This is a genomic window from Micromonospora sp. NPDC023737, assembly GCF_040639715.1.
Lineage (GTDB): Bacteria > Actinomycetota > Actinomycetes > Mycobacteriales > Micromonosporaceae > Micromonospora.
In genome coordinates this window covers 249,523-266,913 of record NZ_JBFAAL010000005.1, presented here as the reverse complement: position 1 = coordinate 266,913, position 17,391 = coordinate 249,523, and the positions used below count along the sequence as shown (strand labels likewise).

Annotated in this window: 17 protein-coding genes and 1 tRNA gene; 7 read left to right on the top strand and 11 right to left on the bottom strand. The window is 69.7% G+C overall.

The window, feature by feature from the left end:
- Positions 1 to 244 precede the first annotated feature (244 nt).
- From AB0F98_RS14500 to AB0F98_RS14485, 4 genes are read left to right on the top strand one after another with little or no spacing between them, the layout of a single operon-like run.
- Positions 245 to 1,048 carry a class I SAM-dependent methyltransferase gene (locus tag AB0F98_RS14500; RefSeq protein WP_357734216.1) on the top strand — a complete coding sequence of 268 codons (804 nt, stop codon included), beginning with the start codon at positions 245 to 247 and terminating at the stop codon, positions 1,046 to 1,048.
- Between the two features lie 58 nt (positions 1,049 to 1,106).
- Positions 1,107 to 1,709 carry a Uma2 family endonuclease gene (locus tag AB0F98_RS14495; protein WP_357734213.1) on the top strand — a complete coding sequence of 201 codons (603 nt, stop codon included), beginning with the start codon at positions 1,107 to 1,109 and terminating at the stop codon, positions 1,707 to 1,709.
- Positions 1,710 to 1,751: 42 nt separating this feature from the next.
- Positions 1,752 to 1,973 (top strand): DUF2945 domain-containing protein, encoded by a 222-nt coding sequence (locus AB0F98_RS14490; RefSeq protein WP_076467720.1) that lies wholly within the window; start codon positions 1,752 to 1,754, stop codon positions 1,971 to 1,973.
- Positions 1,960 to 2,427 carry a DUF3140 domain-containing protein gene (locus tag AB0F98_RS14485; protein ID WP_357734210.1) on the top strand — a complete coding sequence of 156 codons (468 nt, stop codon included), beginning with the start codon at positions 1,960 to 1,962 and terminating at the stop codon, positions 2,425 to 2,427. The genes AB0F98_RS14490 and AB0F98_RS14485 overlap by 14 nt, the downstream gene beginning before the upstream one ends.
- Positions 2,428 to 2,661: 234 nt before the next feature.
- Here the strand turns inward: AB0F98_RS14485 and polA are convergent, their stop codons facing one another.
- The 10 genes from polA to AB0F98_RS14435 all read right to left on the bottom strand — a co-directional run bounded on the left by polA (position 2,662) and on the right by AB0F98_RS14435 (position 14,607).
- Positions 2,662 to 5,361 carry a DNA polymerase I gene (polA, locus tag AB0F98_RS14480; RefSeq protein ID WP_357734207.1) on the bottom strand — a complete coding sequence of 900 codons (2,700 nt, stop codon included), beginning with the start codon at positions 5,359 to 5,361 and terminating at the stop codon, positions 2,662 to 2,664.
- 205 nt (positions 5,362 to 5,566) lie between these two features.
- Positions 5,567 to 6,376 carry an amino acid ABC transporter ATP-binding protein gene (locus AB0F98_RS14475; RefSeq protein ID WP_357734204.1) on the bottom strand — a complete coding sequence of 270 codons (810 nt, stop codon included), beginning with the start codon at positions 6,374 to 6,376 and terminating at the stop codon, positions 5,567 to 5,569.
- Complete coding sequence (locus tag AB0F98_RS14470; protein ID WP_357734201.1) at positions 6,376 to 7,359, bottom strand: amino acid ABC transporter permease; 984 nt, start codon at positions 7,357 to 7,359, stop codon at positions 6,376 to 6,378. The genes AB0F98_RS14475 and AB0F98_RS14470 overlap by 1 nt, the downstream gene beginning before the upstream one ends.
- A 4-nt stretch (positions 7,360 to 7,363) precedes the next feature.
- Positions 7,364 to 8,269 carry an ABC transporter substrate-binding protein gene (locus AB0F98_RS14465; RefSeq protein WP_357734198.1) on the bottom strand — a complete coding sequence of 302 codons (906 nt, stop codon included), beginning with the start codon at positions 8,267 to 8,269 and terminating at the stop codon, positions 7,364 to 7,366.
- 34 nt (positions 8,270 to 8,303) lie between these two features.
- Complete coding sequence (locus tag AB0F98_RS14460; protein ID WP_357734195.1) at positions 8,304 to 9,014, bottom strand: ABC transporter ATP-binding protein; 711 nt, start codon at positions 9,012 to 9,014, stop codon at positions 8,304 to 8,306.
- Entirely contained in the window at positions 9,004 to 9,834 is an 831-nt protein-coding gene (locus AB0F98_RS14455; protein WP_357734191.1) for an ABC transporter ATP-binding protein, read from the bottom strand. The genes AB0F98_RS14460 and AB0F98_RS14455 overlap by 11 nt, the downstream gene beginning before the upstream one ends.
- Positions 9,827 to 10,936: a branched-chain amino acid ABC transporter permease gene (locus AB0F98_RS14450; RefSeq protein ID WP_357734188.1), complete on the bottom strand. Its 1,110-nt coding sequence runs from the start codon at positions 10,934 to 10,936 to the stop codon at positions 9,827 to 9,829. The genes AB0F98_RS14455 and AB0F98_RS14450 overlap by 8 nt, the downstream gene beginning before the upstream one ends.
- Positions 10,933 to 11,883 (bottom strand): branched-chain amino acid ABC transporter permease, encoded by a 951-nt coding sequence (locus AB0F98_RS14445; RefSeq protein ID WP_357734185.1) that lies wholly within the window; start codon positions 11,881 to 11,883, stop codon positions 10,933 to 10,935. The genes AB0F98_RS14450 and AB0F98_RS14445 overlap by 4 nt, the downstream gene beginning before the upstream one ends.
- 102 nt (positions 11,884 to 11,985) lie before the next feature.
- Entirely contained in the window at positions 11,986 to 13,146 is a 1,161-nt protein-coding gene (locus tag AB0F98_RS14440; RefSeq protein ID WP_357734181.1) for a branched-chain amino acid ABC transporter substrate-binding protein, read from the bottom strand.
- A gap of 840 nt (positions 13,147 to 13,986) precedes the next feature.
- Positions 13,987 to 14,607, bottom strand: a complete 621-nt coding sequence (locus tag AB0F98_RS14435) for a response regulator (protein ID WP_076467752.1) — start codon at positions 14,605 to 14,607, stop codon at positions 13,987 to 13,989.
- Positions 14,608 to 14,707: 100 nt separating this feature from the next.
- On the opposite strand from AB0F98_RS14435, the gene AB0F98_RS14430 reads away from it, so the two are divergent.
- Both AB0F98_RS14430 and AB0F98_RS14425 read left to right on the top strand, forming a co-directional pair.
- A tRNA-Leu gene (locus AB0F98_RS14430) sits at positions 14,708 to 14,791 on the top strand.
- 359 nt (positions 14,792 to 15,150) lie between these two features.
- The gene (locus AB0F98_RS14425; RefSeq protein WP_357734178.1) at positions 15,151 to 15,573 is read left to right on the top strand and encodes a hypothetical protein; all 423 of its coding nucleotides are present in this window, start codon (positions 15,151 to 15,153) and stop codon (positions 15,571 to 15,573) included.
- A 67-nt stretch (positions 15,574 to 15,640) separates the two neighbouring features.
- Here the strand turns inward: AB0F98_RS14425 and AB0F98_RS14420 are convergent, their stop codons facing one another.
- Positions 15,641 to 16,819, bottom strand: a complete 1,179-nt coding sequence (locus AB0F98_RS14420; RefSeq protein ID WP_357734174.1) for an aminotransferase class I/II-fold pyridoxal phosphate-dependent enzyme — start codon at positions 16,817 to 16,819, stop codon at positions 15,641 to 15,643.
- An 83-nt stretch (positions 16,820 to 16,902) separates the two neighbouring features.
- On the opposite strand from AB0F98_RS14420, the gene AB0F98_RS14415 reads away from it, so the two are divergent.
- A complete protein-coding gene (locus tag AB0F98_RS14415) occupies positions 16,903 to 17,382 on the top strand; it encodes an Lrp/AsnC family transcriptional regulator (RefSeq protein WP_357734172.1) in 480 nt (159 codons plus the stop codon).
- The last annotated feature ends 9 nt before the right edge of the window (positions 17,383 to 17,391 follow it).

The following is a 17,391-nucleotide window of genomic DNA, read 5'->3' as shown; positions in this document are numbered from 1 at the left end:
CCTTGCGCATTACCACAGCGTGCAAGCCCTCCCGCCCGGCTCATCGCCTCGTGAGCTGCGAAAGCCGAGAAATCGGCCCGAATCCGTCACGGTTGTCTCCTGCGTCACACCCGTCACGGCGGTACCGCAGCCCACGCGGCCCCCGGGTCCGCCGGTCCGCGCCGCCACCCCGGCCCGGGTCGGCCCGGCGCGGGCCCGGGCACCCACCCGGCCACCCGGCGAGGCGAGGCCCTAGCGTGAGCGGATGGACGACGACAGCCGGGTGACCCGGCGCCGGGTCGGCGACGCCGAGGCCCGTGTGGCAAGCCGCCGCTGGTGGGACGAGGACGCCGACGACTACCAGGCCGAGCACGGGGCGTTCCTCGGCGACGTGGACTTCGTCTGGTGCCCGGAGGGAGTGCGCGAGGCGGACGTACACCTCCTCGGCGACCTGGCCGGGCGCCGGATCCTGGAGGTCGGTTGCGGCGCGGCTGCGGCCTCCCGGTGGCTGGCCACCCAGGGCGCCCGCCCGGTCGCCATGGACCTCTCCGCGGGCATGCTGCGCCACGCCGCGCAGGCCGCCGAACGCACCGGCGTACGCGTGCCGCTCGTGCAGGCCGACGCGCTCGCCCTGCCCTTCGCCGACGCGGCGTTCGACACCGCGTGCACGGCGTTCGGGGCGGTCCCGTTCGTGGCCGACTCGGCGGCCCTGATGCGGGAGGTGTACCGGGTGCTGCGGCCCGGCGCCCGTTGGGTCTTCTCGGTCACCCACCCGATGCGGTGGATCTTCCTCGACGACCCGGGCGAGGGCGGCCTGCGGGCCGTGCACTCCTACTTCGACCGCCGGCCGTACGTGGAGCAGGACGACTCGGGCACCGCCACCTACGTCGAGCAGCACCGCACCCTCGGCGACCGGGTCCGGGAACTGGTCGGTGCGGGATTCCGCCTGGTCGACCTCGTGGAGCCGGAGTGGCCCCAGGGGCACGAGGGGATCTGGGGGCAGTGGAGCCCGCTGCGTGGCCGGCTCTTTCCCGGCACCGCGATCTTCGTGACCGAGAAACCCGCGTGACCAGGTCGTCGCACCCGGAGTCCGGCCCACGGAACATCGACGGAGTCACGCTGTGCCGGTGAGCGCCGAGCCGATCGCGACACCACCTGGCCCCTGGTGTCCGGACCCGGTCCGGCAGCAGCGTGCCGACTACACGCTGGAGGACCTGCTCCACCTGCCGGACGACGCCCCCCGCGTCGAACTCGTCGACGGAGTAATCCAGGTGACACCCTCCCCCACCCTCGGCCAACAGGACATCTCACTCCTGCTGGCCCGCTGGCTACTCCAGCACGCGCCCACCGAACTGCGGGTGTCCCAGGCCGTCGGCGTCGCCCTCAGCTCCAACACCAGCCGACAGCCGGATGTCGTTCTACGCCGTGCCGATCTCCCTCGGGGCCAGTCCCTGCTGCGGGCCGAGGACGTCGTGCTCGCGGTAGAGATCGTCTCCCCCGGCACCCGGCGGATCGACCGGTTCGCCAAACCCGGCGAGTACGCCGCCAGCGGCATCCCCTTCTACTGGCGCATCGAGCAGGATCCGGTACACCTGTACGCATACCGCCGGGGTGACCGGATCGGCCCGGGCGGGGAGCGGCAGTACGAGCTGGTCGCCGACAGCGCCGAGCTGATCGAGCTTTCCGAGCCGTTCGAGATCAAACTGTCGATCGCCGAGATCACCCCCTGACCGGCGTCGTTTCCGCCGGCCGCCCCCGGGTAACCGGACGGCATGGCCGAGAAGAGGGATTTCCGCGAGGGCGACCACGTCTCCTGGGCCAGTCACAGCGGCCGGGCGTACGGCGTGGTCAAGGAGAAGCTGGTCGACCGGACACACGTACGCGGGCACACCGTGAACGCCTCCGAGGAGGAGCCGCAGTACCGGATCCGTAACGACGACTCGGGCCGGGACGTCGCCCACCGTCCGGAGGTGCTGCGCCATGAGCCGCGGTGACGACGGCCGCGACACCTACCGGGAGTTCACCGAGGCGGTGAACATGAAGCCCGGCGAGCTGTCGAAATGGCTGGAGACCGACGAGTCCAAGCATGTCGGCTGGCGGAAGAAGGGCCCGAAGGCCGGCGAGTCGGTGGGTCACGAGTCCGGCCGCCGGATCCTCGACCTGCTGCGCCGCAAGCGCGCCGAACTCTCCGAATCCGACTTCCGGCACATGCGCAAGGTCGTCGGCTACGTGCGCCGGCACATGGCCCAACGCCCATCGGGCGACGTCCGTGACACCAAGTGGCGCTTCTCGCTCATGAACTGGGGACACGACCCGCTCAAGGCGCCGCTGCCGCCGCCCGGCGGGCCGTCCCGGCGCGCGCTCGAACGCCGCGGCGCCCCACCGAAGAACCGGCGGGGTGCGGGACGGCAACCCGCGGAGCGCCGACCGACCCGCCGGACGAGCTGACGACCCACCGGCGAAGCTGACGGCCTGCCAGACGGGCTGACGGCGCACAGGACGAGCCGACGGTCTTCGGATGGGCCGACGGCCTACCGGACGAGCCGACGGCGCACAGGACGAGCCGACGGCCTACCGGCAGGCCCGGCGAGGGCGTGACCCCCGGCCCGCCGTTCTCCGCGCAGCCGACGGCCGACCGGCCTGGCCTGCCCGCCACGACACAACCGGCGCGGCGGGGCCGGATCAGTGGTCGGCGCTGTTCCAGTCGCGGCCCTCGCCGACGGAGACCTCCAGCGGCACCGCCAGCGGGTGCGCCGCACCCATCTCGCGGCGGACCAGTTCCTCCAGCGCCGGCCGCTCGCCCGGGGCCACCTCGAAGACCAGCTCGTCGTGCACCTGGAGCAGCATCCGGGAACCCAGCCCGGCCTCGCGCAACGCGGTGTCGACCCGCAGCATCGCGACCTTGATGATGTCGGCCGCGGAGCCCTGGATCGGGGCGTTGAGCGCCATCCGCTCGGCGATCTCCCGGCGCTGCCGATTGTCGCTGACCAGGTCGGGCAGGTAGCGGCGGCGGCCAAGGATCGTCGAGGTGTAGCCGTCGTGCCGGGCGCGGGCGACGACCTCCTGGAGGTAGTCGCGGACTCCGCCGAAGCCGGCGAAGTAGTTCTCCATGAGGCCGCGCGCCTCCTCGGTGCTGATCCCGAGTTGCTGGGAGAGGCCGAAGGCGCTCAGCCCGTACGCCAGGCCGTAGTTCATCGCCTTGATCTTGCGGCGCTGGTCGGGTGTGACCTCGGCGAGCGGCACCTCGAACACCGACGACGCCGTCGCGGCGTGGAAGTCGGCGCCGGAGTTGAACGCGTCGATCAACGCGTCGTCCGAGGAGAGGTGCGCCATGATCCGCATCTCGATCTGGCTGTAGTCGGCGGTGAGAAGGCAGTCGTAGCCCTCCCCGACCACGAACGCCCGGCGGATCCGCCGACCCTCCTCGGTACGGATCGGGATGTTCTGCAGGTTCGGTTCAGTCGACGAGAGCCGCCCGGTGGCCGCCACCGTCTGGTTGAAGGTGGTGTGGATCCGGCCGTCGTCGGAGACCGACTTGAGCAGGCCGTCCACGGTCGACTTCAGCTTGGCCACGTCCCGGTGGCGCAGCAGGTGGGCCAGAACCGGGTGTGGGTTCTGCGCGTAGAGCCACTGCAACGCGTCGGCGTCGGTCGTGTAACCGGTCTTGATCTTCTTGGTCTTCGGCAGGCCCAGCTCGCCGAAGAGGATCTCCTGCAGCTGCTTGGGCGAGCCGAGGTTGAACTCCCGCCCGACCGCCTCGTACGCACCCTGCGCGGCGGCCTTCACCTCGGCCGCGAAGTGCGCCTCCAGCTCGGAGAGGTAGTCCGTGTCGGCGGCGATGCCGGTGCGTTCCATGGTGGCGAGCACCCGCATGAGCGGCAGCTCCACCCCGGCCATCAGCCGGGCGGACTGCTCGCCGTCGCGGGACAGCTCCGCGTCGATCGCGTCGGCCAGATCGAGGGTGGCGCGCGCCTGGAGCATGAGGTTCTGCTCGGCCTCGCCGTCGTTGCCCAGCCCCTCCAGGGTCAGCTGGCCGGTCTCCGGGGCGTCGACCCGCAGTTCCCGGTGCAGGTAGCGCAGCGCCAGGTCGGTCAGGTCGTACGAGCGCTGGTCGGGACGGGCCAGGTAGGCGGCGATCTGGGTGTCGCGGGCGATGCCCTCCAGCGGCCAGCCGTGCGCGGCGAGGGCGAGCACAACGGGCTTGCTGTCGTGCAGCACCTTCGGCCGTTGCCCATCGACGAGCCAGCCGGCCAGCGCCGTCTCGTCCGCGGGGTCGAGGCGGGCCGGGTCGAACCAGACGCCCGCGCCGGCCGCGGTGGCCAGCGCCATGCCCAGCACGGACGCGGTGTGCCGGCGGTTCGGGCCGGTGTCGAGCTTGGCCGCCATGCCCACGGGGGTGCCCGCCGAGCCGTGCGTGCCGAGCCACTCGCTGAGCGCACCCGGCTCGGTGAGCACCTCGCCGGCCAGCTCGAAGCCGGCCTCCGCCTCCGGCTCCACCGCCTCGAGGTACTGGTAGAGCCGATCGCGCAGGATGCGGAACTCCAGGGTGTCGAAGACCTGGTGCACGGCCTCCCGGTCCCAGCCGGGCCAGCGGGCGTCCTCGGGACGCAGCGGCAGCTCCAGGTCGGAGACCAGGCAGTTGATCTCATAGTTGCGGATCACGTCGGCGAGACGCTCACGCAGGCTGTCGCCGGCCTTGCCCTTGATCTCGTCGGCGCGGGCGACGACCCCCTCGACCCCGCCGTAGGCGGTGATCCACTTGGCGGCGGTCTTCGGGCCGACACCGGGCACGCCCGGCAGGTTGTCGCTGGTCTCGCCGACCAGGGCGGCCAGGTCGCGGTAGCGCTCCGGGGGCACGCCGTACTTCGCCTCGATCGCGGCCGGGTCCATCCGGGCCAGGTCGGAGACGCCCTTACGGGGGTAGAGCACCGTGACGTTCTCGCCGACCAGCTGGAAGGCGTCCCGGTCACCGCTGGTGATCAACACGGACATGCCCTGGTCGCGGGCCTGACAGGCGAGGGTGGCGATGACGTCGTCGGCCTCGTAGCCCTCCATCTCCACCACCGGGATACGTAGCGCCGCGAGGACCTCCTTGACCAGGCTCACCTGGCCCTTGAAGTCGGTCGGGGTCTCGCTGCGGCCGGCCTTGTACTCCGCGTACTTCTCGGTGCGGAACGAGCGGCGGGACACGTCGAAGGCCACGACGATGTGGGTCGGCTGCTCGTCGCGCAGCACGTTGATCAGCATGGAGGTGAAGCCGTACACCGCGTTGGTCGGCTGCCCGGTCGTTGTGGAGAAGTTTTCCACCGGCAGGGCGAAGAAAGCCCGGTATGCCAGGGAGTGTCCGTCGACGAGGAGCAGGCGCGGCGCGGTAGCTGTCACGGCAGCGACTCTAGCCGGGACCTACGACCAAACGGCAGCGACGTGGCGGGCGACGCCTCGTCGCGGCCCGACGACGCGGCGTCATCCCGCGCACCCGTGCTCTCCGCTCTCCGCGGGAGCGTCCGCGTGCGACGGGGCAGAGAGCCGCGACCGTGGCACGCCGGACCGGTGGACGGGGACGCCCTTCACGGACGTCCCCGCCAGGTCACAGCACCTTGGCCAGGAACGCCTTCGTGCGGTCGTGCTGCGGGTTCGCGATGACCTCGCGCGGGTTGCCCTGCTCGACCACGACGCCGCCGTCCATGAAGACCAGCGAATCGCCGACCTCGCGGGCGAAGCCGATCTCGTGGGTGACCACGATCATCGTCATGCCGTCACGGGCCAGGTCCTTCATGACGTCCAGCACCTCGCCGACCAGCTCGGGGTCGAGCGCGCTGGTCGGCTCGTCGAAGAGCATCAGCTTCGGCTGCATCGCCAGGGCCCGGGCGATCGCCACCCGCTGCTGCTGGCCGCCGGAGAGCTGCCCCGGGTAGTTGCCCATCTTGTCGCCCAGGCCGACCCGGGCCAGCAGTGCTTCGGCCCGCTCCCGGGCCGCGGCCTTCGACTCCCGCTTGACCCGCACCGGCGCCTCGATCACGTTCTCCAGGGCCGTCATGTGCGGGAAGAGGTTGAACCGCTGGAACACCATGCCGATCGAGCGGCGCTGCGCGGCGACCTCCTTCTGGCGCAGCTCGTGCAGCTTGCCACCGTGCTCCCGGTAACCGATCAGCTCGCCGTCCACCCGGATCCGGCCGGCGTTGATCTTCTCCAGGTGGTTGATGCAGCGCAGGAAGGTCGACTTGCCGGAACCGGAGGGCCCGAGCAGGCAGCAGACCTCGCCACTGCGCACCTCGAGGTCGATGCCCTTGAGCACCTCGAGGTGGCCGAACGACTTGTGCACCTGCTCGGCCTGGACCATCAGGCCCGACTCGGCGGCCTGCGCACCCGTCTGGGCGGGAACAGTCAACTCGCTCATCAGGCTCCCGCCGTCCCCTGGCCGCCGCCGCCCTGCTCGGCCGTGATGGTGCGTAGCCGCAGCCGGGCCCGCTCGCTGCGCCCGTAGCCCTTGCTGAAGTGCCGTTCAAGGAAGTGCTGCCCGACCAGCAGGATGCTGGTCAGGAAGAGGTACCAGAGAACGGCCGCGACGTACATCGGGAAGATCTGGAACGTCCGCTTGCCCACCGCGTCGAGCTGGAAGAACAGCTCGACGCTGTACGGCACGGCCAGCAGCAGCGACGTGTCCTTCAGCATCGCGATGGTCTCGTTGCCGGTCGGCGGGATGATGACCCGCATCGCCTGCGGCAGCACGACCCGGCGCAGGATCTGCCCACGGCTCATACCCAGCGCCGAGGCCGCCTCGCTCTGCCCGCCGTCCACCGACTGGATGCCGGCCCGCACGATCTCCGCCATGTAGGCCGCCTCGGAGAGCGCGAGACCGAGCAGCCCGGCCACGAAGCCGGTCAGCACGTCCCGGGACGTGAACCCGAAGGCCCGCAGCTCCAGGTTGTCGACCCCGAAAAGTTGACCGATCTGGGTGTCGAAGGGCACGCCGAACTCGACCCGGCTCCAGAGGATGCCCAGGTTGCCGCAGACGGCCAGCAGCACCAGCCGCGGCACGGCCCGGAAGACCCAGGTGTAGAGCCAGGAGACCACTCGCAGGATCGGATTGGTCGAGAGGCGCATGATCGCCACCACGACGCCCAGGGACACGCCGAGCACCATCGCGCAGACGGTCATCAGGACCGTTCCGCGCAGCATCCCCTCGATGATCGGCGGCCGGAACATGTTGTCGACCATGAACGACCACTTGAACTGTTCGTTCGTGACCAGTACATGGACAAACATCGCCGCCAGGACCGCCAGCACGGCGATCGCGACCCAGCGGCCGGGGTGCCGCACGGGCACGGCCTTGATCGGCTCCGGCCGTGCCCGTACGGTTGTCACTTCCTCGGATTCCATGTTGTTACGGGTTGATCGCGGGGTCCGTGATCGCGCCGTCCCCGACCTTCCACTTGTCGAGGATGGCCTGGTACGACCCGTCCGCGATCAGCGCCTTCGTCGCGTCCCGCACGGCCTCGGCGAACGCGACCTGGTCCTTGGCCACAACGTAGCCGTACGGGGCCGCCTCGTACATCTTGTCGAGCAGGTCCAACTGGCCCTCGGACTTCGTCACCGCGTACACCCCGACCGGGTAGTCGGCGAGCATCGCGTCGTCCTTGCCCGAGACCACGGCGGCCGTCGCGGCGTCCTGGCCCGGGAACTGCTCGACGGTGATGGCCGGTTTCCCGGCGTCGGTGCAGGCCTTCGAGCGCTTTTGGATGTCCTCGACCTGGACGGTGTCCTTCTGGACGGCGATCTTCTTGCCGCAGGCGTTGTCGATCGCGATGCCGGCCGGGTTGCCCGTCTTCGTCACCCACTGGGTGCCGACCTGGTAGTAGCTGACCATGTTGGCCTGCGCCTTGCGCTCGTCGTTGATCGTAAACGACGAGACGCCGACCTCGTACTTGCCCGAACCCACGCCAGTGATGATGTCCCCGAAGGGCGCCGACACGAACTCCGCCTTCAGCCCCAGCTTGCCGGCGACCGCGGTGAACAGCTCGACGTCGAAGCCGATGGCCGTCTTGCCGTCGGTGTCGAGGAACTCGGCCGGGGCGTAGGTCGTGTCACTTCCCACCACGATCTTGCCGTCCGCCTTGATCGCGTCGGGCACCTTCGCAGACAGCGCCGAGTCGGCCGTGGCGGTCACGGACGGGCCTCCGCCAGGCTGCTCGGTAGCTTCCTTCTCGCCGCATCCGGCGATCGACAGGGCCAGCAGCGCGGCGCCGGTGACCCCGACGGCCGCCCGGCGCCGACCGGTGATGTTGAACATGACGTGCACTCCTTGGATGAGGGGTGGCGGCCGGTCAAGCGACGCCGAGGTAGGCGTCCTTGACCGACGGGTCGTGCAGCAGTTCCTCGCCGGTGCCGCTCTTGACGATCCGGCCGGTCTCCAGCACATACGCCCGGTGCGCCCGGGCCAGCGCCTGCTGGGCGTTCTGCTCGACCAGCAGGACGGTGGTGCCCTGCTCGTTGATCTCGGTAATGATGGTGAAGATCTGCTGGATGAGCATCGGAGCCAGCCCCATCGATGGCTCATCGAGCAGCAGCAGCTTCGGCCGGCTCATCAGCGCCCTACCGACGGCCAGCATCTGCTGCTCACCGCCGGAGAGCGTACCGCCCTGCTGCTTACGCCGTTCCGCCAGGCGTGGGAACAGATTCAACACCCGGTCGAGGTCCTGGGCGATACCCGCCCGGTCCCGCCGGGTGTAGGCCCCCATGTCCAGGTTCTCCAGCACCGTCATGCCCGGGAAGATGCCCCGGCCCTCCGGGGCCTGGCACAGCCCCCGGCGCACCCGCAGGTCCGCCCGGAGTTTGGTGATGTCCTCACCGTCGAACCGGATCCGGCCGCTGGCGACCGGCCGGATCCCGGAGATCGCGCGCATGGTGGTCGACTTGCCGGCGCCGTTGGCGCCGATCAGGGCGACGATCTCGCCCTCGTCCACCTGCAGGCTGATGCCGTGCAGCGCCTGGATCCGCCCGTAGAGCAGGCTCACATCATCGATCTCAAGCAGCATCGTCCGGCACCCCCAGGTAGGCGGCGATCACCTTCGGGTTCTCCCGAACCTCCGCCGGCAGCCCTTCCGCGATCTTCTTTCCGAATTCCAGGACCGCGATCCGGTCGGTGACACCCATGACCAGCTTCATGTCGTGCTCGATCAGCAGCACGGTGGTGCCCCGGTCACGGATCTTCCGGATGAGCTGCAGCAGCTCCTCCTTCTCCGCCGGGTTGAAGCCGGCCGCCGGCTCGTCCAGGCACAGCAGCACCGGATCGGTGGCCAGCGCCCGGGCGATCTCCAGCCGGCGCTGCTCGCCGTACGAGAGATTGCGGGCCGTCTCGTGCATCCGCCCGGCGATCCCGACGAAGTCGAGCAGCTCGCGGGCCTTCTCAATCCCGTCCCGCTCCTCCCGCCAGTGCCGGGGCAGCCGGAACAACGCGGAGATCACGCTGGTCTTGTGGTGCGCGTCCGCGCCCACCTGCACGTTCTCCAGCGCGCTCATCTCGGGGAACAGCCGGATGTTCTGGAAGGTGCGGGCCATGCCCATCCGGGTGATCTGGTGCCGCTTCTTGCCGTTGATCCGCTCACCGCGGAACCGGATCTCCCCCTCGGTCGGGCGGTAGATGCCGGTCATCGCGTTGAAGCAGGTCGTCTTGCCGGCGCCGTTGGGCCCGATCAGCCCGAAGATTTCACCCTTGTAAAGGGTGAAGTTCACGTCGTTGAGCGCGACGACGCCACCGAAACGGAGCGTGACGTGGTCGACCTCGAGCAGCGGCTCACGGTCCGCGTCGACCGACGCGGTCCGCTGCGCGGGAACGCTCTGTACCGTCTCAGCCACCGACGGTCACCTCCTTGCGCCGGTCCTTGAACTCTGCCGCTCTACGCCGGTTGGCGATCAGGCCCTGCGGTCGGTAGATCATCATGACGATCAGGCACAGGCCGAAGAACATGAACCGGTACTCGTACAGCTCGATGCCGAACAGCTCCACACCCCGGAACCGTTCGATCAGGTAGTAGGAGAGACCGCCGCCGACGATGGCCCCGAGGATGTTGCCGGAACCGCCGAGGATCACCGCCGCCAGGATGATGATCGAGTTCAGCAGCTCGAAGCTCTGGTTGTTGACGAAGTTCTGCTTACCGGCGAACAACACCCCGGCCAGGCCACCGATGGCGGCACCGGAGGCGAACGCCCACAGCTTGAACTTGAACGTCGGCACACCCATCAGCTGTGCCGCGTCCTCATCCTCGCGGATGGAGATCCAGGCCCGGCCGACCCGGCTGCGGGTCAGGTTCCGCACGCCGAGCACCACCAGGATGATCAAGGTGAGGACCAGCCAGTAGTACGGCCGAGCATCCAGCACGCCGAAGATCGGCGTCCCGTCGCCGTGCTCGCCCGGCGGGTGCGGAATCTGGTTGAAGCCGCGCTGGCCCCGCAGGAACCCCGCGCTGGTCGCCGTCAGCCGGATCATCTCGGCGAAGCCCAGCGTCACGATCGCCAGGTAGTCGCCGCGCAACCGCAGCGTCGGCAGACCCAGCAGCACCCCCGACACCATCGCCAGGGCGACCCCGATCGGCAGCACTGTCAGCCACGGCCACACCGTCTTGAGGTCGCTGCTGGGCGAGGTCAGCACCGCCACCGTGTAGGCGCCGACGGCGAAGAAGCCGAAGTAGCCCAGGTCGAGCAGGCCGGCGAAGCCGACCACGATGTTGAGGCCCACGGCCAGCAACACGTAGATCGACATCATGAACAGCACCTGGCCGAAGTTGGACCCGGTGGTCGGGATCGGCCCGAGCCACTGGTAGAACTCCCTGTTCGGCAGCGCATAGAAGAACGCGATCACCGCGGCCAGCAGCACCCAGCGCACCCATCGTGGCGCGCCCCGCCACCGCTCACCAGCCGCCTCGCGGCCGGCGCGCACCCTCTCCAGGACGGTCGTCATGCCCGTGCCCTCCCCAGCGATTCGCCCAGCAGGCCGGTCGGCCGGAACATCAGCAGCACGACCAGCACCACGAAGGCGGTCAGGTCCTTCCACTGCGCACCGAACAGGCCCGAGGCGTAGTTCTCGGTCAGGCCGAGCAGCAGGCCGCCGAGCAACGCGCCGCGCAGGTTGCCGATGCCGCCGAGCACCGCGGCGGTGAACGCCTTGAGCCCCAGGAGGAACCCGACGCTGTAGGCCAGGGCGCCGATCCGCACGTTGTACAGCACGCCCGCCACGCCGGCCATCAGGCCACCGGCGATGAAGACCATCATGATGATCCGGTCCTTGTTCACACCCATCAGCGCCGCGGTGTTCGGGTCCTGGGACACCGCCCGGATCCCACGACCGATCCGGCTGCGGTTGATGAACTGGTCCAGCGCGACCATCATCAGCAGCGCCGAACCGATGATCAGCAACTCCACCCAGCCGATCTCCACGTTGCCGATCCGGAACAGGGGCTCGGACGGCACCACCGCCGGCGCGCCCCGCGACAACCGCCGGGTGTAGACGCCGAACGCCTCCGAGATGACGATCGACGCGCCGATCGCCGTGATCAGGAAGGCCAGGGGCGGGGCGTTGCGCTTACGGAGCGGTCGGTAGGCCACCCGTTCGATCACGGTCGCGACCGTCGCCGAGGCCAGCGCCGCCACCAGCATCGCGACCAGCAGGTAGAACACAATCGAACCGACGCCGGAGACCCGGGAGTTTCCGGTCAGGCCGAACGCGGCCCAGGTGAACAGCGCGGCGTACGCGCCAGAGATGAAGACCTCGGAGTGGGCGAAGTTGATGAGCCTCAAGACACCGTAGACCAGTGTGTAACCGAGCGCGACCAAGGCGTAGATCGCTCCCACGGTCAGCCCGGTCGTCGTGAGCTCTCCAAAGTTGGAGATCAAGCCGTCGACGTTCAAGAAGGGTGCTCCAGGGAACTTGAAGAGAAGCCGGGGTGCGGCCGGGATGGTGCTCCCGACCGCACCCGCAGCGATTACCTGGCGATCAAAACCGCTCTGGCACTACGTCAGCGGTACCCGCTTCACCGGCACGATCTGGCCCTTCTCGACCTTGTAGGCCCAGATCTGGACCGCCGACGGGTCCAGCTCGCCGGTCTCGGTGAACTTGTACGAGCCGACGACACCCTCACCGGTGTAGCCCTTCACGAACGCCAGCATGTCGGCACGGGTGTTCTTGCCCGCCTTGATGCCGGCCAGCAGGATGTTCGCCGCGTCGTAGGCGTTGTCGCTGTAGGTACCCGGGTCCGTGCCGTACATCGCCTTGTAGTCCGCGGCGAAGGTGCCCTTCACCTCGGCCGGCGGCAGGCAGGGGCAGGTGAAGATGGTGCCCTCGGCGGCCGCATCGCTCGCGCCGTCGATGAAGGCCGGGTCCTTCATGCCGTCGGCCCCGATCAGCGTGGCCGTGACACCCGCGTTGGTCAGCGCCTTGCGGATCAGGCCACCCTCGGTGTAGTAGCCACCGAAGAAGATCGCCGTGGCGCCGGAGGACTTCACCTTGGTCACGGTGCCGGAGAACTCGGTCTGCTTGCCGCCGCCCTGCACCTTGTCCGTGCCGATGACCGCGCTGCCGAGCGCCTTCTTGACCTCGTCGGCCAGGCCCGCGCCGTACGCCGACTGGTCGTCGATCACGAAGACCTTGTCGGCCTTCAGCTCGTCCTTGATGTACTTGGCCGCCGCCGGGCCCTGCGCGTTGTCGTTACCGACCGAGCGGAAGAACGTCTTCCAGCCCTGGTCGCTCAGGCTCGGCCGGGTCGCGGACGCGGTGATGTGCACCAGGCCCGCCTCCGAGAAGAGCGGGTTGGCCGCCTCCGACTCACCGGAGAACGCCGGCCCGACGACCCCGAGCACCTTCTCGTCGTCGATGGCCTGCTGGGCAAGCTGCGGCGCCTGGTCCGGGCTGCCCTGCGAGTCCAGCGGAAGCAGCGTGACCTCGCAGTCCTTGTTCTCCTTGTTGTACTTGTCAAGGGCGAGTTTCACGCCGTTGTTCTCGTTGATGCCCAGCGCCGCGTCGGAGCCGGTCAATGCCCCGAAGAACACAATCTTGAAACCACACGCGTCACCGGACGCCTCGCTGCCGCTGTCGCTCTTGCACGCCGCGGCACCACCCACGGCGAGCGCCAATGCGGCGACACCGCCGAGCACCCGTACGAGCTTCTGCCTCAAGGCCCGAACCCTCCTCCGTCCCATGGTTCGAACCACCCGCTGGCCATTGGCCCTTGCGGAGCGTACGAACCCGACCGTCGTCTCCGGTCTGGGGCCGGACGTTATCCCACCGTGAAGCGGTGGCGTAAGTCTTGAGCGACCGGGTTGACCGAACCGTTACACGGCGTGGCGGATCGGAAACGATCGCTGTAAGAACATCCCCATCAGACGTTCCAGCGCCTCAATTCCACGTGCTGAGAAGGGATCCATCCCCGTCGGCGCTGCGCAGCGCCGAACCCGACGCCCGCCAGGCGTGCGACCCACGCCCGCCATCGGCCATCAACAGCAGTCGCTCCCCTTGGGCGAACCGACGGCCAGTCGACCCGCGCGGTCCGGCCACCACCCGGGACGCGCTCACCGCCCGCGGCCCGCCGAACCGTTCGAACAGCGCAGGCGCCTCCCGGACCACCCGGTCAGCGCCCTCGATCCAGCTGCCGATACGGGGATCGCCGTGCGCGCCACCGCTCACCCCCCCCCGAGCGCTGAAAACCGGGCGGCGCGGCACGCGGCGGCATGGAGCAGCTGCTGCCGGCCGTAGCAGCTCAACGGCACCAGCCGCGGCAGCGACCAGGTCACCCCGTCGACGCTCGACCAGACGGCCGGCCGGGTGGCACCACGCGTCAGCGACCGCCAACCCGGATCGACCGGTCGCGTCGGGCCGCCCCGCCCGCGCGCAGCCGGTGAGGAGCGCGGCGAGCAGACCGAGCACCACGGTGACCTGCCGGACGGACACGGATCCGATGTCATCGATCGGAAGGCGTCACCGCGGCCCGGCCGACACGGCGCCCGGGCGTACCTCGATCAGGACGCCGGGCGCGGCGCCTCGCCGCCGGCGGTCTCGACGAGGATCCGCTCGGCGACCTCCTTCATGGTCATCCGGTGGTCCATCGCGGTCCGCTGGATCCACTTGAACGCCTGCGGCTCGGTCATCCCGTAGGTGGTCATCAGGGCGCCCTTGGCGCGCTCCACCGCCTTGCGCACCTCGAGGCGGTCGGTCAGCCCGGCCACCTCCGCCTCCAGGGCGGCGATCTCGGAGTAGCGGGAGAGCGCGATCTCCACCGCCGGCACCAGGTCGCTCTTCTGGAAAGGCTTCACGAGGTACGCCATCGCGCCGGCCGCCCGGGCCCGCTCCACCAGGTCCCGCTGGCTGAACGCGGTCAGGATGATCACCGGGGCGATCCGGGCGCCGGCGATCCGCTCGGCCGCCGCCAGCCCGTCCATGATCGGCATCTTGATGTCGAGGATCACCAGATCCGGCTTGAGTTCCTCGGCGAGCCGAACGGCAGTCTCGCCGTCCCCGGCCTCGCCCACCACCTCGTAGCCCTCTTCGACCAGCATCTCGGCGAGGTCCAGCCGGATGAGCGCCTCGTCCTCGGCGATCAGTACGCGCCTGCGCTCGGCATCCGTCTGCGTCTCGGCCACGAGCCCTACCCCCACCAGTCGCATCTCTGCACGGTTACCCACCCATGCTCTCGCAAGAGCCTAGTCGGGTACAGTGGGCCACGCCCCGCGCAGGGGTGACGCCGGGATGGAGGAATCGGCAGACTCGGATGCCTCAAAAGCATCTGCCCGAAAGGGCGTGCGGGTTCAAGTCCCGCTCCCGGCACTTCTGTCGTACAGCTGTTCGACGATGCTCGTATGCATCCCCCCGAACTACGCGCTCGAGCACGCGAGCAATACCTTGCCGGCCGAACGGTGGCGGAGGTCGCTCGCAGCTTCGATCTTCCCTACCCCACGGTCTGGCACTGGTGTAGGGACCGGCCAGATCCGAGGCCCCACGGCACGCAACGGCGATGCTTCCGATGTCGGGACGAGGTCGACAATCCGACAGATCCAAAAGCCTACGCCTACCTGCTCGGCCTCTATCTCGGCGACGGTCACCTGGTCACGAACGCGAAAGTGCCGGTGTTACGCATCTACTGCGCCGACGCCTGGCCGGATCTGATAGACGCGTGCGATCAGGCCATGAGGGCGGTGCTGGCCGGCTCCGTGCAGCGAATTCAGCAGAAAGGCTGCGTCGGCGTGCAGAGCTACGGCAAGCACTGGCCCTGCCTGATCCCCCAACACGGACCGGGTAAGAAGCACGAGCGGCAGATCCTCCTCGCCGACTGGCAACAGCGGATTCTTACCAATCACCCGGGCGAGTTCGTACGAGGGTTGTTCCACTCCGACGGCTGCCGAGTCAGCAACCGGGTGACTCGGCGCGGCCGGGCATACGTCTATCCGCGCTACATGTTCGTGAACGAGTCGACCGACATCATGGGGCTCTGCCAGTGGGCGCTGGACCTGCTGGGCGTCGCCTGGCGGATGAACCGCCGCAACTCGCTCTCGGTGGCCCGGCGGGACGCCGTCACCGCCCTCGACCGGCACGTCGGCCCCAAGTCGTAGGGGCGCTCGGCGACACGTCAGCGGCGGGTGCTGACCGGGCACGAACTGGTCCGCGTTCCGCGAGCCGTCAGCCGATCAGGGCCAGCGCCTGCTCCAGGTCGGCCCGCAGGTCCTCCGGGTCCTCGAGGCCGACCGAGATCCGCAGCAGTCCGTCGGCGGGCTTGGCGTCGCCGGTCACCGGGCGGTGGGTGAGCGAGGCGGGGTGCTGGATGAGGGTGTCCACCCCGCCGAGCGAGACCGCGTGGGTGATCAGTTGGCATGCCCCGGCGACGGTGGCGGCGGCGGGCGCGCCGCCGCGTACCTCGATGGCGAGCAGGCTGCTGGTGCCGTTCAGCTGCCGGCCGACGAGCCCGGCCGGGTCGTGCAGGGACGGGTGGTGCACCCGCTCGACGGCGGGGTGGCTGGCGAGCCAGCCGGCCAGTTTCTCGGCGGCTGCCTGTTGGGCGCGGACCCGGATGGGCAGGGTCTGGAGGCCACGGTGCAGCAGGTACGCGCCGAGCGGGTGGAGGATCGCGCCGGTGACCGCGCGGACCTGCCGGAGCCGGGCGGCCCAGCCGGCGTCGCAGGCGACGACTCCGGCGAGGACGTCGCCGTGCCCGCCGATGCTCTTGGTGGCGCTGTGCAGGACGAGGGTGGCGCCGTGCTGGGCGGGCCGCTGGAGCACGGGGGTGGCGACGGTGTTGTCCACGAGGAGGGGGACGTCGCCGGCGGCGTCAGCGAGTTGGGCGATGTCGACGAGGTCGCAGGTGGGATTGGCCGGAGTTTCGACGACGACGAGCGCGGTGTCGGGCCGTATGGCGGCGGCGACCTCGTCGGGGCGGGCCCAGGTGACGGTGGTGCCGAGGAGGCCGGTGGCGAGGACGTGGTCGGTGCCGCCGTACAGGGGGCGGACGGCGACGACGTGCCGGTGGCCGTCGCGGGTCGCGGCGAGCAGGGTGGCGCTGAGTGCGGCCATGCCGCTGGCGAAGGCGACGGCCGCGGCGGTGCCTTCGAGGTCGGCGAGCGCGGTCTCGAAGCGGGCCACGGTGGGGTTCCAGAGCCGCTGGTAGACGGGGCTGTCACCGGCTTCGGGCGTGCCGCCGGTGGCGAGCTTCTCGTAGGCGTCACCGCCTGCCGAGACGGACGGCAGCGGGTTGGTGGTGGAGAGATCGATGGGCGGCACGTGGACGCCGAGCGCGTTCAGGTCGTCGCGGCCGGCGTGCACGGCTCGGGTGTCCACGGTCGTCATGGCGACAGCGTCGAACATAAGGCTGATGCCACGCAACAGTTCCGAATATAATTCTGTGAGGGCTGTTGGAATGTGGTTTGGGTTCGGTGGAAGATGTCGGCATGACGTCTGCTCCGAATGATGTGCGGCAGTTTTCGGCCCTTGACGACGTGGACCGCGCGATTCTCGGCGAGTTGGCCGCCGACGGGCGGCTGCCGAACAACGCGCTCGCCGAGCGGGTCGGGGTTGCCCCGTCGACGTGTCTCGCGCGGACTCGGGCGTTGCGGGAGAGCGGCGCGATCCGCGGGTTCCACGCCGAGGTCGACCCGGCGGCGCTGGGGCTGCCGTTGCAGGCCCTGGTCTCGGTGCGGCTCACCGCGCACGAGCGGCCGGCGGTGGACGCGTTCCGGGGCCGGTCGGTACTGCTGCCGGGGGTGGTGTCGGTGTTCCATGTGGCGGGCGCGGACGACTACGTGCTGCACGTGCGGGCCGCCTCGGCGGACGCGCTGCGGGACTTCGTGCTCGACCATCTCGCGGTGGACCCCGCGGTGCAGCACACCCAGACGAGCTTGATCTTCGAGCAGGCGCGGGGCGTGGGTTGAATCGCTTCG